The sequence below is a fragment of the Allobosea sp. GW823-FHT02B03 genome (assembly GCF_058797755.1).
The window spans coordinates 193,401-209,220 of the sequence record NZ_JBXAJY010000002.1 but is presented as its reverse complement, the minus strand read 5'-3'; the positions used below and the strand labels follow the sequence as shown (position 1 = coordinate 209,220).

Annotated in this window: 14 protein-coding genes; 7 read left to right on the top strand and 7 right to left on the bottom strand. The window is 61.5% G+C overall.

The genetic code is table 11. The annotated features are described in order from the left end of the window. Positions 1–32: 32 nt before the first annotated feature. Genes AC1REK_RS05825 through AC1REK_RS05815 form a run of 3 tightly spaced genes read right to left on the bottom strand, consistent with a single transcriptional unit; the run spans position 33 to position 1,472 of the window. Positions 33–560 carry a cupin gene (locus AC1REK_RS05825; protein ID WP_492270354.1) on the bottom strand — a complete coding sequence of 176 codons (528 nt, stop codon included), beginning with the start codon at positions 558–560 and terminating at the stop codon, positions 33–35. A 52-nt stretch (positions 561–612) separates the two neighbouring features. After that, positions 613–1,149 (bottom strand): general stress protein, encoded by a 537-nt coding sequence (locus AC1REK_RS05820; protein WP_492270355.1) that lies wholly within the window; start codon positions 1,147–1,149, stop codon positions 613–615. Positions 1,150–1,175: 26 nt separating this feature from the next. Then, positions 1,176–1,472 (bottom strand): PepSY domain-containing protein, encoded by a 297-nt coding sequence (locus AC1REK_RS05815; RefSeq protein ID WP_316021607.1) that lies wholly within the window; start codon positions 1,470–1,472, stop codon positions 1,176–1,178. A gap of 272 nt (positions 1,473–1,744) precedes the next feature. On the opposite strand from AC1REK_RS05815, the gene AC1REK_RS05810 reads away from it, so the two are divergent. The 5 genes from AC1REK_RS05810 to AC1REK_RS05790 all read left to right on the top strand — a co-directional run bounded on the left by AC1REK_RS05810 (position 1,745) and on the right by AC1REK_RS05790 (position 5,634). Then, on the top strand, positions 1,745–2,140 hold the full coding sequence (locus AC1REK_RS05810; protein WP_291649135.1) for a PRC-barrel domain-containing protein: 396 nt from the start codon (positions 1,745–1,747) through the stop codon (positions 2,138–2,140). Between the two features lie 405 nt (positions 2,141–2,545). Continuing rightward, positions 2,546–4,621, top strand: coding sequence for a catalase (locus tag AC1REK_RS05805; RefSeq protein WP_492270356.1), 2,076 nt, complete (start codon positions 2,546–2,548; stop codon positions 4,619–4,621). 164 nt (positions 4,622–4,785) lie between these two features. Continuing rightward, entirely contained in the window at positions 4,786–5,040 is a 255-nt protein-coding gene (locus AC1REK_RS05800) for a hypothetical protein (RefSeq protein ID WP_492270357.1), read from the top strand. A 47-nt stretch (positions 5,041–5,087) separates the two neighbouring features. Beyond that, a complete protein-coding gene (locus AC1REK_RS05795; RefSeq protein WP_492270358.1) occupies positions 5,088–5,306 on the top strand; it encodes a hypothetical protein in 219 nt (72 codons plus the stop codon). A 139-nt stretch (positions 5,307–5,445) separates the two neighbouring features. Then, positions 5,446–5,634, top strand: a complete 189-nt coding sequence (locus AC1REK_RS05790) for a hypothetical protein (RefSeq protein ID WP_291649140.1) — start codon at positions 5,446–5,448, stop codon at positions 5,632–5,634. 221 nt (positions 5,635–5,855) lie between these two features. Here AC1REK_RS05790 and AC1REK_RS05785 read toward each other — a convergent pair whose 3' ends face one another. The 3 genes from AC1REK_RS05785 to AC1REK_RS05775 form a co-directional block, all read right to left on the bottom strand. Next, positions 5,856–6,632, bottom strand: a complete 777-nt coding sequence (locus AC1REK_RS05785; protein WP_492270359.1) for a transglutaminase-like domain-containing protein — start codon at positions 6,630–6,632, stop codon at positions 5,856–5,858. A 431-nt stretch (positions 6,633–7,063) separates the two neighbouring features. Then, positions 7,064–7,249 (bottom strand): hypothetical protein, encoded by a 186-nt coding sequence (locus AC1REK_RS05780; protein ID WP_327523768.1) that lies wholly within the window; start codon positions 7,247–7,249, stop codon positions 7,064–7,066. A gap of 199 nt (positions 7,250–7,448) precedes the next feature. Beyond that, complete coding sequence (locus tag AC1REK_RS05775; RefSeq protein WP_492270360.1) at positions 7,449–8,396, bottom strand: MarR family transcriptional regulator; 948 nt, start codon at positions 8,394–8,396, stop codon at positions 7,449–7,451. 168 nt (positions 8,397–8,564) lie between these two features. On the opposite strand from AC1REK_RS05775, the gene AC1REK_RS05770 reads away from it, so the two are divergent. Next, complete coding sequence (locus AC1REK_RS05770) at positions 8,565–13,352, top strand: autotransporter domain-containing protein (RefSeq protein WP_492270361.1); 4,788 nt, start codon at positions 8,565–8,567, stop codon at positions 13,350–13,352. 187 nt (positions 13,353–13,539) lie between these two features. Here AC1REK_RS05770 and AC1REK_RS05765 read toward each other — a convergent pair whose 3' ends face one another. Beyond that, the gene (locus AC1REK_RS05765; protein ID WP_492270362.1) at positions 13,540–14,514 is read right to left on the bottom strand and encodes a DUF4365 domain-containing protein; all 975 of its coding nucleotides are present in this window, start codon (positions 14,512–14,514) and stop codon (positions 13,540–13,542) included. A 307-nt stretch (positions 14,515–14,821) separates the two neighbouring features. On the opposite strand from AC1REK_RS05765, the gene AC1REK_RS05760 reads away from it, so the two are divergent. Next, on the top strand, positions 14,822–15,736 hold the full coding sequence (locus tag AC1REK_RS05760) for a pPIWI-associating nuclease domain-containing protein (RefSeq protein ID WP_492270363.1): 915 nt from the start codon (positions 14,822–14,824) through the stop codon (positions 15,734–15,736). The last annotated feature ends 84 nt before the right edge of the window (positions 15,737–15,820 follow it).

Below are 15,820 nucleotides of genomic sequence, written 5' to 3'. Positions count from 1 at the left end.
AAGCGATGAAGCGTTCCCACAAAGCTCGCCAATCAAAATCCGTCCCACAGCTGGAGCATCGGACCATCCCGCCCAAAGACCGGGTCCATCAAAGGTCTGGCGAGCTTGCTGATGGCGGCTCGGATTTCTGCAGTGGGCGCGTCGCGCAGAATGTCGCCGCTTTGGCCTGGCGGGTAGGCGCCGACAACCAGCAAGTCCGCGGTGGCCGTCAGCCGTCGGTGACCTGTCCCGGCGGGGAGCAGGATCACGTCACCGACCGACACTTGGAGTTCTCGTCCTCCTGCGCCGCCAATCATCAACTCGGCCGAGCCGTGCGCAATGCCGAGGACCTCGTGGCCTTCGGAGTGATAATGGTGGAAGTCGTAGATGCCGTTACGCCAAGCTGGCGGCCAGCCGTTATGATCGAAGCGCTCTTCCATCAAGCTCGCGAGATCAGAGATATGGCGCCCGAATGCCGCCCGATAGACGAGTGCTGGGAAGCGCTGGTTGTTGGGGATGTTGCCCCGCTCTTCGAAAGGCAGCGCCAGAATGGTTGGCGTCGACATCGCTTCGCCTTTCATTCGCGCCCTGCCAGGCTGGAGCCGGGCAGGGCTTTCAATCCATTATTGGCGGTCAGATGCCTAGCCTGACATAGGGCGTCGCGTTGGCATCGAACTGAGTCCAGCCTTCGCGCTCATAGTCGGCTCGGCGCACCGCCATGTCGATCGGTGTCGCGCGATCCATGATCGCCTCCGCTTCTGGCGCTCGCTCCTCAGCAGTGCGAAGCGAAACTACGGATCCGCCGCGCCGGACGCTCTCGGCGTAGACGTGCGCGTCCCGCTCGTCGACGCCGGCGCTTGTCATGGCACCGATGATGCCTCCTGCAGCCGCCCCGGCCGCCGCCCCGGCGGCTGTTGCCGCGAGCCATCCTGCCGCCACGACTGGTCCGATCCCGGGGATGGCAATCATGCCCAGGCCTGCGAGAAGCCCGGCCGCTCCGCCGACGCCTGCTCCGATGCCTGCACCTTCCCCGGCATTGCTGTCCTCGTGATCCTCGCGGTGCCCGATGACGCTAATGTCGCTGTCCGAGAAGCCAGCATTTCCCAGCTCCTCCACGACCGCGGCCGCAGTGGCGTAGTGCTCATACGATCGGGTAATTGTGAGGGGCATTTCAAATCTCCTTTCAGCGACCTTGGTCAGTGACGGGTAATGTTGCCGCGATAGTCCACGCTTACGGTGACCGGCTGACCGCCGTGCGTGGCCGTGCCCTTCCAGACGCCGTTGTCATCCTTCTTGAGCTCGCCGATGGCGGTATATCCGTTGGCCTCAAGGCGGCTCTTGGCCTGGCCTTCGGTGAAGCTGTTCGCTCCTGGAAGCGGAGCATTCGCATCCGCCGGGGCTGGCGCCGGAGCAGGTGACGTCGTCGACGTCTGTGCAAACGCTCCCAGCGACGTGAACGACGCGACTATCGCGGTGATGACGAGCTTTTTCATGTGTTCCTCCCGAGAACGCAGGCCTGAAGGCCGATGCCGCAGAGAACGGGGGCAGCCAAAATTAGTTCCAGTTCGGAGGTGGTTTGGACGCCGTCGGACGACGCGGAGGGGCGCTTCCCAGAGGCTTTGACGCGATCGCGTCTCAAGGGCCTTGCCAAATCCCGACGTCTGGAATGCCACGGAACAATTGCGGCTAGGCAGGATTGGATCACTGCCAGATCACGTTGGCCGCCCAGCGCTCCTGGGTGCAAATCGAACTCTCGAGGTTTCCCATGCGCATGACCGTTGCAACCCTTGGCCTGTCGCTGCTGACGAGCGCCGCTTTTGCGCAGTCGGCGCCGACATTGGCTCAGCCGCCCATGTTCACGGAGGTCAATCAGGCTTCAGCGCTTGGGAGCAGTCTCAAGGGCCTGAACGTGAAGAATGCAGGCGACGAAACCGTAGGCGAGATCGAGGATCTCGTTGTCGTCGGCAACACGCTCGCGTCGTACATTCTTTCCGTCGGCGGTTTCCTCGGAATGGGAACCCACTATGTCGCGGTCAGCCCGAACTCCATCGCCATTACGTGGAATGAAGCCGACAAAAAGTGGAATGCCCGGATCAACGCAACGAAGGATCAGCTGAAGGCTGCGCCCCAGTTCAAATACGAAGGCCGCTTCGCCAGATAGCGCTCCGCTAGTTGCTCGCAATGGCCCCGCTGACTCCGGTTGGCGGGGCTCTCTTTTGGGCCCGCCACGGGCCAAAGCCGCAGTCGATCGCGTCGGATTGATATCGGGAAGGTGTGCCACGCAGGTGGCCGTCACGGATCACATTCGACAGAAGCGAGCCCGTTCGGCAGCGATCGCCCGGAGGGCGTCGTGAGACCGTCGCAGCAAAAGCTCTAGGTCGGCGGTATTCCGGCCAAGGGACGGGCGTCGGGGAGGAACTGGCCTGTTTCACTGGGAGCGCTGAACGAAGGCGGGACGTCGATTAGGCGCCCCGGGAACGGCAGGCGTCGCGCAGCGTTGAATTGGCCAATGAGTGCGGTGCCGCTTCTGGCGCCGCCGAGCCGGGCAATTCAAGGAGATTGGCTGATGAAGGGGACCAAGCAATCCAAACCGGGAAATGCCGGTGAAACACATCAGACCGCAACGGGGCGTGAACAGCGGATCACGACGAACCATGGCGTACCGGTCAGCGACAACCAGAACTCGCTCCGGGCCGGCTCACGAGGTCCTAGCCTCCTTGAAGACTTTGTGCTGCGCGAAAAAATCCAGCACTTCGATCATGAGCGCATCCCCGAGAGGATCGTGCACGCACGGGGTTCGGCGGCCCATGGGTTTTTCGAGCTCACGGATTCGCTTGAGGAATTCACTCGCGCCAGGATCCTGACCGAAGTCGGAGCGAAGACCGAGGTTTTCACCCGCTTTTCGACCGTGGCGGGTGGCGCCGGATCGGTCGACACCCCACGAGACGTTCGGGGTTTCGCGGTCAAATTCTTTACCAAGGAAGGCAACTGGGACCTCGTTGGCAACAACATCCCGGTGTTCTTCATCCAGGACGCCATCAAATTCCCTGACCTGATTCACGCGGTCAAAATGGAAGCCGATCGGGGCTATCCGCAGGCCGCGAGCGCCCATGACACTTTCTGGGATTTCGTCAGCCTCATGCCTGAAGCAACGCACATGATCATGTGGGCGATGTCGGACCGCGCGATCCCCCGATCCTACCGCATGATGGAGGGCTTCGGGGTCAACACGTTCCGCCTGCTGAACGACCGTGACGAAGCTACGTTCGTCAAGTTCCATTGGCGTCCCAAGCTTGGGACGCAATCGACCTGCTGGGATGAGGCAGTCAAGATTGCAGGTGCCGACCCCGACTATCATCGTCGCGATCTATATGAAGCGATCGCTGCGGGCGACTTCCCTGAATGGGAATTCGGGGTCCAGCTCCTAAGTCAGAAGGATGCTGATGCATTGCCCTTCGACATCCTGGACGCAACCAAGCTGATTCCGGAAGAGCTCGTGCCAGTCCGGATGGTGGGCCGAATGGTCCTCAATCGGAACCCGGACAACTTCTTCGCCGAAACCGAGCAAGCCGCATTTCTTCCGACCAATATGCCGCCCGGCATCGACGTTTCCGAGGATCCCTTGCTGCAGGGGAGGTTGTTTTCCTATCAGGACACGCAGCTATCGCGTTTGGGTACGGTGAATTTCCACCAGATTCCGATCAATCGGGCGAAGGGGTGCCCTTTCCAGAACCTCCAGCGCGATGGCCAGATGCAGACGCAGGTCTTCGCCGGCCGCGCCAACTACGAGCCCAACAGCCTGAATGAAGCGGACGAGGAGAGCGGGCCTCGTGAAGACCCACGCGGTGGCTTTCGAACATTTGCCAAGGACCTCGATGGAGCGAAGGTTCGGCTCCGCGCCGAGAGCTTCGCCGACCACTATTCACATGCTCGGCTTTTTTTTCGCTCACAGACGGAGATTGAACAGGCCCACATCGCCAGCGCTCTGGCTTTCGAGTTGTCGAAGGTCGCTCTGGAGCACGTCCGAGTGCGCATGCTTTCCAATTTGCGGAATGTCGACGAAACCCTGGCCAAGCGGGCCGCTCATGCTCTCGGGATGCCGCTGCCGACGGCTTCTCAGCCCGCTCTCGCCCCACAGGACATGGAGGCGTCGCCGGCCCTTCGTATCATCGGAAAGTACCCGCAGACGCTGGAAGGCCGAACCATCGGCATCCTCGTTACCGACGGCGCCGATGGCGAGATGATAAATGCTCTCAAGACAGCAGTCGAAGCGGAGGGTGGCAAGATTAAGATCGTCGCGCCCAGGATAGGCGGCGTTTCGTTGAAGAAGGGCGGGAAGCTGAAGGCAGATGGTCAACTGGCCGGGAGCCCTTCGGTGATTTTCGACGCAGTTGCGCTCGTCCTGTCCGAAGAAGGCTGTAGTGACCTACTTGATGATGCCGCGGCGCTCGACTTCACCAAAGACGCCTTTGGCCATCTCAAAGCGATAGGCTTTAGCCCCCAAGCAAGGCCCCTGCTGGAAAAGGCCGGCGTCTTCGTCGATGCAGGTGTCGTTGCGTTGAGTGACGACCCAACCGCCATTATCGAAGCTTCTCGCACGCGGCAATGGGACCGAGAAGCCCGGATACGCTCACTGGCCTGAAGCAATGAGCCGGCGACTGGGATGAGCTTGCTCGCGGCCATCGCCTCTGGGCTTCCTCCTCGAGGCGCTTGGTTTTTGTCCCTGCTGCGCTGTGCCGTCGCAGCCGAACAGGAACCAGCGCTCTGGCAGCCGGTTATGTCGCCGTGAAGTCGGAGTATTGCACCATGACCAGAGATGCGGCTTTCGAAACGCTTCGACGGTTCGGCCAAGCGCCATCCACCGCACAGTTCTGGATGTCATCGACCCCGGCGAGAAATTTCAGCACCCTGAATGAATGTCTGCTGTTTCTCGCCGATGCGACTGAAGGCGAGCCCCTTCCGGATGTGCGCGTCCACGCTGAAACTGGCGACATCGCCTTAAACGGCCCAGAGCTGGAAAAGCTGATCTCAGCTGCCAGGCTGCTCCGCTCTCCCGCGTAGGATCTCTAATCGACAATTACCGGCTGGCCGTCGGGGAGTAGCTTTGGATGCGGTCTACAACTGGAAAGCCCATTATCGAGATCCCGGTCGTGAATGTCTCGGAGGTCGTCGTCAGTACGGATATGGGGGAGGGCGCGATGATCAAGCTAGAGACGGAAGCCGACGCAGATCTTTGGCTTGTCCTCACGCCGACGGTGCTTGTCCAACTGGAAGTCATGCTCGCGCGCGCAGCGCAGGAGCAGGCTAAAAAAGTGCCAAGGCAGTAGTCGAACCGTGCCGAGGTCGGCACTGGCCCGCTGCAAGCTCAGCCGCAAGCGGAGCACCACTGGCATCGCGCGCGCAGTGACCTGAAAGGAACCTGCTGTGGGTTGGGCGGTTGCTGCGTGGGGGGCGATGGAGGAACCCATGCGTGACGGTCACGGCAACAAGCTCTCCCCTGAAGAGCAAGAGCGGGCAAAGTCGATTCAGGGTGCCCCTGACAAGGACTCCTTGAACAAGGTTTCGATCGATCCGCACGCCGACAAGGATACTGGCGAAGCGGACAAGCCCGATGTGAAATCGGAAGATAAGCCAGCCGCCGGGCCAGGTGAATAAGGTGGGCCATCGATGCGGCATCAATTGCTTGCGGCGGTCAGGCCGGCTTTGAAGCATGGAACCGGATTGGCTGAGCGAGCAAGGCAGCCGAGAGCTTGCTATCTTCACCGCGATCGGCCGCCAGTTTCCCGAAGATCGATGAGCCGGCCAGGACCCTACGACCCGCTAGCTCCGAGTTCCCGCCTGTCCGGATTGTCGGAGACCACCGCAGAACTGTGTCTTCAGATTGCTTCAGCCAGGATGTCCTGGCGTATCAGTTGGCAGGGCTTGTCGGTCGTCAGGAATGCAAGGTCTGCGGCATCGCGCCCGTGCACGATACGGACCAGCCCCTCGATCGGAGCGAGCCTGGTCGGATCGACGAGCCACCATCGATTATCCAGAAAGACCTCCATGACCGCGTGAAAGTCAGGCGGCTGCAGGTCGACTGCGTAGGCACTGACCGCTCGTGATGGAATGGACAGCGCCCGGCAAAGCGTAATGCCTAGGTGGGTGAAATCTCTGCAAACGCCGGCGCGAACCGTGAATGTGTGCGCGGCGTCGGTCTCGGCGCTGCTGACGCCGGACACATAATCTACGTGTCGATTTATCCATTCCATGATCGACATGACCCGAGCGACCCCGTCCTCCGCCTGACCAAACTCGCGCAATGCGAAGCGCTGGAACTGGTCGCTGGGGCAAAAGCGGCTTGGAAGCAGATAGGGCAGAACGTCGGCTGGAAGTTCGCTCCAGAGGTGCTGCCGCGCGGCCGAGGGCAGGAGCGCGCGCGTGCCGTTGTCGACCACGGCGTCGTAGGAGATTGTCACTTCCCCGGACAGACAGGCCCGGAAGCTCCGCTCGCCGTCGGGACCGGTATCGCATGCCAGTTCTGTCGAGGGCATCGCCGAGAGTGCTTCGGACAGCACCGTTTGATCCGAGGACCGCGCTGCTTCGATCTTGCCAATCACCTGGGTTGGAAAGGCAAAGCCGTAGACCAGGGTCGTAGTCGTTCGGACTTGCATTCTGTCGCCTCGAATAGTGTCGCGCCATCAACCGTGACCGCCGACCAACGTTCAATCGGTAGTGGCTCGATGAGGAGCTTTGTCGCGAGCGCGGATTTCAGCGTCGTTGCAAATCACTGGCTCCGACCGCTGCCTCTCTCGAAAAGGATGTCGGTCCGGTCATGTAGAACGCTTCTTCCTACGGGCCTGCGATGAGGTTGGCTGGGCGGCCGACTTCGATCGCCGATTGGGCGTGACGTCCTTCGCTCGTCGGGCTCGGGCTTCGATATTCAAGCGATAGACCCCATAACCTATAGTACCGGCAACGAGAACGGGTGTCGGCAGACGAGATGCGAGCAACGTCAATGGCACTGCCATGTTCTCGGGGATCTCGCCGTGAGCAACATCGTGCGCTATCCACGCACCCGCTAGGCTAGAGAACGAAGCTTTGATCATTGCTTATCCTCTGCGCCGCCTGGTGTGACGGGAACCTGTTCAGCAACCGGGTCGCTCGCTGGAAAGGTGTCCTTCAAAGCCTTCTCCAGCTTCTGGTCGACCGTCATTTCGCGTTCTTCCTTGCGCTGAGCCTTCTGTTCCTGCTCGAGGCTTTTCACCGCGGGACTCTTCTTTTCGGTCACGTCGCCCTCCTGGGTACTCGATCTTAGAGGTGGCAACGCGAGGCGCGCGTCTGCGTTCCCGCGCCGGCCGATCCATCAACCTGCTCCAGGGCGGTAGCTAGCGACGTAGATTGGGTCCCCGCATTGCCGGAGCCACGAGCTTCTGGCGTCCCGAGGCGGCTGAACAAAACGACTCCTCACCCCGATATTGGTCGGTAGCTTACTCTTGAGGGTTGCGTAGCGGGCGAGCTACCTCGCTGAGATTACCGAGTATGCGCCCAGCGAGCAGGCGGTAATGTGCCATCTGGCCTGCCGCCCAAGACTCGAACTCCGATAGAAAGTCCGCCGAAACGACAACGCTCCGACCACCACGGTCGACGCTGAAGCAGCCGCGCCGTTCAGCGCTTGCGAGGATATTGCCGACGTGCTGGCGTGAGATTCTAAAACGCTCGGCCAATCCGCGATAGGAGAGAGGCGCCGGCGCCGCTTCGCCTGCAAGTGCCGCATAATGTGCCGCAAGAACAGCGGACAGAACTGGGTAGCCGCAATCCTGCCCGGTGATCTCGACGACATTGCAGAAGGGAGCGAAGTAGAGGTCCTCCTGCAGAAACATCTCGTAGGAGGCTCCGAGCCAATCCGCCAGTCCGGAAGCGTCAAACTGGAGCTTCGCAGCCATTGGCGACGCAGCCGGGTCCAAGCGTTCGGAGGCTTCGAGAAAAGCCAAGGGTGAGCGGCCGATTTCCTGAAGCAGCGTGATCGAAGGGCTCAACCGCAAAGCGCGTCGGTCTGCTGGGAGCCGGCTCGCAACGATGAAACTGCCCAACTTGAGCGTGCCGACCAGCTCCGCGATCTGCCGAGCGCTGGCTGGCGCGATACGCTGGAGCGCCGCGAGCGTCGGAGCCTCGCCGATATTCCGGCGCCAGCGCGCGTGGAGACCGATCAGAGAGAAAGCCACGAGATAGCGCAGCCTCTGCCCGAAGAATTTATCCGCTGGCCACGATGCTTCTGGCCGCTGGATCACCGCAGCGCAATACAAGCGCAAAGCGTTGCGAAAACCGCTGACACGAAGCAGGTTGGCAGCATAGGGCCAAGGAGCTCTGTCAACATGGCGGGCGATCGCACGGTGGAGGATATCGGCGCGGGTGACCGTTTCCGGCAGATCATGCATGACCGGATGCTTGCAAATTTTGGACTTTGCGAAGTGAGATCGGCATGGCCTTGATGCAGTCGCCCGACGACAGCTGGATTGAGCCACTAATAGCCGGCCATGCGAAGGACTGCTACTCGCTCAGAGGATCTCCGAGTCGTTCGGCCAAATGCCGGCAGAAGCCCTCATTTGATCGAAGCGAACCGTTCGAATTTCAATACAGCATTGCTTTTGGCGAGCCTGTTTATCGCGCTCAAGATTCTCGGATGCCAAGCTGCGCTTTCCCAGACGATTGGCAACATCGGCGGGCTCGCTCAAGTTTCGACTGATAATCCATTCCCTTACGATAGAGTGAGATTCATTGGAGCGGCAGGCCACATCCGTGCGCTCAACGATCTCAGCCTTGGCAGCAGTGTAATCACAGACACAGGGTCAATCGGCCGTATATCTGCTGCCGCCGGGCACTCCATGAATGCCTACTTTCACAGTTTTCTGACAGGGTCGACCATGTATTTCGGGTCGGCCTCGGATACCGGCAATATCAACTTTAATGGCTGGTACGGGACAGGTGGAATCAATCTCAATCTTGTCGTGGACGGAGGGACATTAACGGCTCTGACCGTTTCCCCCGGTGGTGTGGTCGTTCATTCGCTCAGTGCCGTGCTGAGCGTGGCTAAAGCCCTCACGATCAACAACGATGCAACGCTTTATCTATCGAGCGACGCGACCACCATCTCCCGTCTGGAGGGCAACGGTCAGATCGGCATTGCCGCTCCGCTTACGATCGGGGGAGGAACATTCTCTACCAGCATAACGGGGGCATCGCGCCTCATTTTCTCGGGGGACAGTACGTGGACCGGCGCCGGCGCCAGCATCGGTACGCTCGAAGTTCGTCCGGGCATGACGTTGACGACCAACAACTCGGCGGCAGTGGAGAGCTCAACCAATCTCCAGATTGATGGTACGCACCGGCTGAACTCTCCGTTGTCGGTGAACGAGCTCGGCGGCAGCGGACTGATTGCGCTCGGAGCCGGGACACATCTGACCGTAGGGTCACAGAATGCCGGCTCCGCCTTCAGCGGTTCGATCTCGGGCGACGGTGGATTCATCAAGCAGGGCATGGGCAGGCAAACGCTGACGGGCGCCAACACCTACACCGGCGGCACCACGATCAATGCCGGCACGCTCGCGCTGAGTGGCGCTGGCAGCCTTGCCGCGATCGGCAGTCTCAACCTCGCGACTGCAAGTGCCGAGTTTGACATCAGTGGGGCATCCGGCAACCGGACCGTCGGCGCCTTGTCGGGTGTGGCCAGTACCACCATTGCGCTCGGCGCCAACACGCTGATCTTCGGCAATGCGACGAACCAGGCCTTCGCCGGTTCGATCGGCGGCACCAGCGGTATCGTCAAGCAGGGCGCGGGCAGGCAGACGCTGACGGGCAGCAACACCTACACCGGCGGCGCCACGATCACGGCCGGCACGCTCGCGCTGAGCGGCACCGGCAGCCTCGCCACCAGCAGCAGCCTCAACCTCGCCGCCGCAGGCGCTGAATTCGACATCGATTGGGCATTGGGCAACCGGACCATCGGCGCCTTGTCGGGTGTGGCCGGCACCACCGTCACGCTTGGCGCCAATACGCTGACCTTCGGCAATGCGACGAATCAAGTCTTCGCCGGTACGATCGGCGGCACCAGCGGTATCATCAAGCAGGGTGCAGGCAGGCAGACGCTCAGCGGGACCAGCAGTTATGGCGGCACCACGACGGTCGCAGCCGGCGAGCTGCGCATCGATGGCGCGCTGACCGGCCTCGGTACGGTGACGGTCGCAGCCGGCGCGACCCTGTCCGGTACCGGCGCTATCGCCGGGGCTGTGACCGTGGACGGGACCTTGTCGGCGGGGCACAGCCCCGGCACGCTAACGGTCGGATCCCTCACGCTCAACAGCGGTTCGATCTCGATCTTCGAGCTGAACTCGCCGGGGGTGGTCGGCGGGAGCGATCCCGTCGCCGGGAACGACCTTGTCGAGGTCACCGGCAACCTCAGGCTCGGCGGTGCGCTCGACGCACGCGCTGCGGCCGCCGGCTATTATCGTCTTTTCGACTATGGCGGCACGCTCACCGGCAGCTTCGACAGCCAGAGCGTCACCTCGACCCGAGGCGGTTTCTCAATCGCCGATGCTCAGGTGGATACGGCCGTAACTGGACAGGTCAACCTCGTCGTGCTCGGCTCCGGCCAGACCATGCAGTTCTGGGACGGAACCAATACCTCCGACAACGGCATCGTCGACGGCGGAACCGGAACCTGGTCCGGCTTCGGCAGCAACTGGACCAACAGTACCGGCAACGCCAACGGCGGCTGGGGTGGCTCGGTCGGCGTGTTCGCCGGCACCGCGGGCGGTGCGGTGACTGTCGTCGGCGCAGTGAGCTTCGACACGCTGCAATTCTCGACCGAGGGTTATGCGCTGAGCGGCGGCACGCTATCGATCGCGCCCGCAAGCGGAACCGCCGGCACCTTCAACGTCGACAACGGCATCGTCGCCAGCATCGGCTCGACCATCGTCGATGGCAGCGGCACGGCCATCGAGAAGGTGGGAGGCGGCACGCTCATTCTTGCGGGCAACAACGGCTACAATGGTGGGACGACGATCGCTGGCGGCACGCTTCAGATTTCGGCCAATGCCAATCTCGGCGCGACCACAGGTGACCTGACCCTCGACGGTGGTACGTTGAGGACGACAGCGAGCTTCACCTCGGCCCGCAATGTCGTGATCAATGCGGCCGGTGGCATTTTCCAGACCGATGCTGACCTGTCCTGGTCGGGCGGCATCAGCGGCAGCGGCTCCCTGTCAAAAACCGGGATCGGCACGCTGGTGCTCACCGGAACGAACAGCCATGCCGGCGGGACCACGGTCAGTGATGGTGTCCTGCAGATCGGCGACGGCGGCACCTCGGGCTCGATCAAGGGAGCTATCGTCAACAACCGCACGCTCGCCTTCGACCACTCGGACGATATCGCCTTCGCCGGTGTGATCTCGGGCACGGGCGACATGCAGAAGCGCGGCGCCGGGTCGCTCACCCTGACCGGTGTCAACACCTATTCCGGCGGCACATTGATCGCGCGGGGCACGCTGATCGGCTCGGCTCGCAGCTTCGGCGTCAGCCAGATCATGAACAATGGCGCACTCGTCATCGACCAGGCGGTGGATGCAAGCTTCGCCAACACAATCAACGGCACCGGCTCCTTCACCAAGCACGGCGCCGGCAATCTTATCCTGAGCGGCAGGAGCGAGCTGTTCGGGGCGACTACGGTCGAAGCCGGCAAGCTCTCGGTCAATGGATCATTAGCCTCGTCGGCGATCACGGTGCTGGACGGCGGCACGCTCGGCGGCTCGGGCACGGTCGGCGGCATCGTCGCCAAGGCTGGCGCAACGGTGGCGCCAGGCAACTCGCTCGGGACGCTGACGGTCTCCGGCAATGTCGTCTTCGCCTCGGGCTCGATCTATCAGGTCGAGGTCACCGCGGCGGGCCAGAGCGACCGGGTCGTGGCCTCGGGCAGCGCCAGCATCACCGGGGGCACGGTGCAGGTGCTGGCCGAGAACGGCAACTACGCGGCGACGGCGAGCTACACCATTCTGACGGCCTCGGGTGGGGTGACCGGCCAGTTCTCGACGGTGAGCTCGAACCTGGCCTTCCTGACGCCATCGCTGAGCTATGGCAGCCAAAACGTTACCCTGACCATGACACGCAACGACACCTCGTTCGGACCGGACAACGGTGGCGGCGGAAGCTCCGGCGGTGACACCATCCCCAGCCCAGGCACGGGCGGCAGCTACATCGCCGCGAGCCGCAACCAGGGTTTGGTTGCGATCGCGGCCGAGCGGCTGGGCGTCGGCAACCCGGTCTATGACGCACTGATCTCGGCGACGGCGGCCGAAGCCCGCGCCGGCTTCGACCTACTCTCGGGGGAAGCGCATGCCCAGGCGGTCGGCGTTATGATCGACGAGAGCCGATTGGTGCGCGACACTATTCTGGGCCATCTGCGTGGCCCGTTGCTGACCGCGCCCTTTGGACAGGTCACGGCGAGCTTCGCCGCCGACCTACCAGCCCGCAAGTGGGCGGTCGTGATGCCTGCGCGAGTGCCACAGCCTCGCTATGCGCTCTGGGGCACGGCTTTCGGCAGCACAGGCGACATTGGTGGCGACGGCAACGCCGCCAAGCTCTCCCGCCGCAGCGGCGGCGCGCTGCTCGGGGCGGACCTGATGGTCCACGACGGGCCGGGCTCGTCGCTGAAGCTCGGCGTGGCCGGCGGCTATAGCCAGTCGCGTTTCGATCTCGATGCACGTCTCTCCTCGGGTAAGCTGAAAAGCGGCCACACCGCGCTCTATGCCGGGGCGCGCTTCGGCAATCTCAGGCTCGATGCCGGCGCAGCCCATAGCTGGTCGGAAAGCGACATCCGCCGCCAGGTGCAGATCCGTGGCTTCGGCGATCTCTTGCGGCTGCAGCGTCCCGGCTCGGTTACGCAAGGCTTCGCCGAGCTCGGCTATAGCTTCGCCTTCCACGACCTCGCGCTGGAGCCCTTCGCGCAGCTCGCCCTGATCCGGGTCTCGACCGACGCTGGCACCGAACTTGGCGGGGCTGCGGCGCTCAGAGTGCGCTCCTCCGACCAGGCGCTCGGTTTCGCCACGCTCGGTCTACGGGCCGAGGCGCGGCTGGGGGAGATGCCGCTCTTCGCCCGTGCCATGCTCGGCTGGCGCCACGGCTTTGGCGAGTTGGTCCCGCAGGCCCGCACCGCCTTCGTCGCCGGCACCGCGTTGGCGGCGGTCTTCGCCACTCCGATCGACCGCGAGGCGGTGGTAGCGGAAGCCGGTCTCGACTGGCGCATTTCGCAGGCAACCGCGCTCGGCCTCACCTACTCGGCAGCGATCGGTGAACGCTCCCGCGATCACGCCCTCAAGGGCAGGGTAGAAATGCGATTCTGAAGCTGGCGGCCAAAGCCAACATTCGCTCGCTGGCCTGTTCAGATGCAATGCGGACTTGGGTTCACTAGCGCCAATAGCTGTCATACGAGGTCTGCCCGAAAGCGGACATTTCTGATCGGGCCTGGATCACCTCGGTATCGAACGCCCCCGCTATTGCGTTCGGCACAGAGGCAGTCGGGTCTGCGCATCAGGGCTTCCCCGGAGCAAACGGATACTTGAGTGCGTTAAGAGCCCGCAACTTCGCCTCAATCTTCGCGTGAAATTGAAGCTCGGAGCTTCGGGCGTCGATCATTGTGTGGAACACCGAACGGCCTGTCTTTTGCTGTTCTATGAAATTCCAGAGATCCTGGTTTTCGACAGTTATTTCGACGTTCGCGAAACGAGCAGTGATACGGGCTAGGGCCTCTTCGTAAGCGGGCCGGATCACGTGCATTGCTTCGCTGAAGGTGCCCCAGAACAGCGGATAGGCGCTGTTCCAGACGCCCTGGCTGCGCATGTACCAGTCATCGATCGTCGGCAGGATGCCGTTCGCAAGGCCAACCTCTAGCCGCAAACGTAGAGCGTGGCCGTAGAACAGGCGGAATCTATCATCCTGCTCTTCACTCATCTCGGACCAGGCATCGTTATGGTCGATGTCCGTAGCCAACTCCTCGTAGATGCGGTGGAATGGCATGATCTCGCGCAGGATCGCGTCACTCGATCGAACGGCGAACCAAGAATCCAGGTAGCTGCGCAACGAGGCGATGCTGTCTTTAACGTCGCTTGTGTCCTCAAACCGGATCGATAAGGACTCCGCTTTCGCGCGAGGATGATGAGCTAGCGCGGGCGTCCAATAGATAGAGCGGCTTGTCGTATCCACGTGAAAAAGGATCGTGAGCAGCGGAGTAGCGCGCCAAAGATTATATGTTGCGACGCTGACCTGGACCGACTCCTCGCCATCCTCGAACTCGATCGTGCGGCTGGACTTAATCTGACACTTGATCAGCCGCCCAGTGACGAGATTGCGATCGACGATCTCGATCTCCCCGTCGATGCCGAAGTCTGAGTCGCCATCCTGACGACGAAAGATCCAGCCCTCCCGTTCGAGGCGCTCCTGAAGGACCGTTACCCCGAGACGCCCGGTCTGATTGGTGTCAGTGGCCTTGGGCAGCTTCGTCAACATCGAACTCCTTCGTAGGACTCAGGGGCTGCCGATGTGTTCGGCCCACATGCTGCAGTGCGCCGAGACAACCCTGAAGAACAGCATGGGTGCGACTTGCCAGAGAGAGCGGCATAAGCGGAATTTAGCCTAGTGTTCAAGAGCAGATTTAAAACGCCTGTCGCTTGAACACGTGAGTTGCTCGGCTATTGATGGCGGGATGAAACATTGAACTCGACCCAGTTCGTCCCTCCCGCAATGCTCAACGTCGCCCCGTCCGCGAGGAGCGGCGATGGGTCGAATTTTGCGCGAAGCCTTGAAGGTTTGATCGATGAACGGCCAATCCAAACTCAAAGCAGTAAAACCGTTGAAAGGGTTGTCAGTATCGTCGCGACCGATCGTGACGTGGTCCAGTCTCCGCGGTCAACGTAAGGCTTTGCGCGCGGAACGCCCCCATGACCAGTTCATGGCGTTAGTTCTGAAGGGCGCATTTAGAGTTGCGAGGGACAAAGAAAACCCAATTCGAGGTAACCTTTTCGCCGCTGCCTTGCGGGAATTGGTGACCCATGTCTTACACACACTCGCTCCTGACGACGAATTGAAGCGCTGCGGGTGGTATGCTCAGGAGAAAGGTACAACAGGACCAACACGAGCGCAGCGCGCCACCTACATCTCGCAAGGCGGTCTCCTGCCGAGATTTGTTGAGGAAGAACTCTCGCTTGATTTGAAAGCGACGATCAAGCCACTTACTGACGCTATGTCAAAGCTAAACGCTGTGACGCACGTTAAGTCAGATACCGTGCTCAATGATAGCCGCAAAGTCCGTAATTTAGGGGCCGACAGTCTCGAAGCTCTTCTGAATCTTTTCGAAGCTGCTCGTGAATGCCGAGCTGCCGTTGCGCGTAAACTCGCCGATCACGTTGATCAAGCTGTTCTGGACCGCTTGATCGGCGATGTCGTTCAGGAACTGGACGAGTTGTCGACTCACACCATCGTGGATGAACACCAATCCGAGCACCTTTCGGTGATTGAGATCGGAGCTCGTGAGGTGAAATTTGAGGTCCAAGGCACAGTATATGTGACCTTGCAGTACGGATCAGGTTCGGACCGGCGCAGGGGCGACGGTGCTGAAATCGACGACGCCTATCCCTATCGTGCGACGGTGACATCAAAAGCAATCACCCCAACGGTGTTCGCCACGGAAGCCGTTGATATCTGCGTCGACAATTCATCCTTCTACGCGTGAACTTCGGCGTGCCAAAGAACCAGAGCTTTGGCACTCGCGATCTTGAGAGAAGCTCGGCGAATGTCAGCTGCCTACCGATACCGT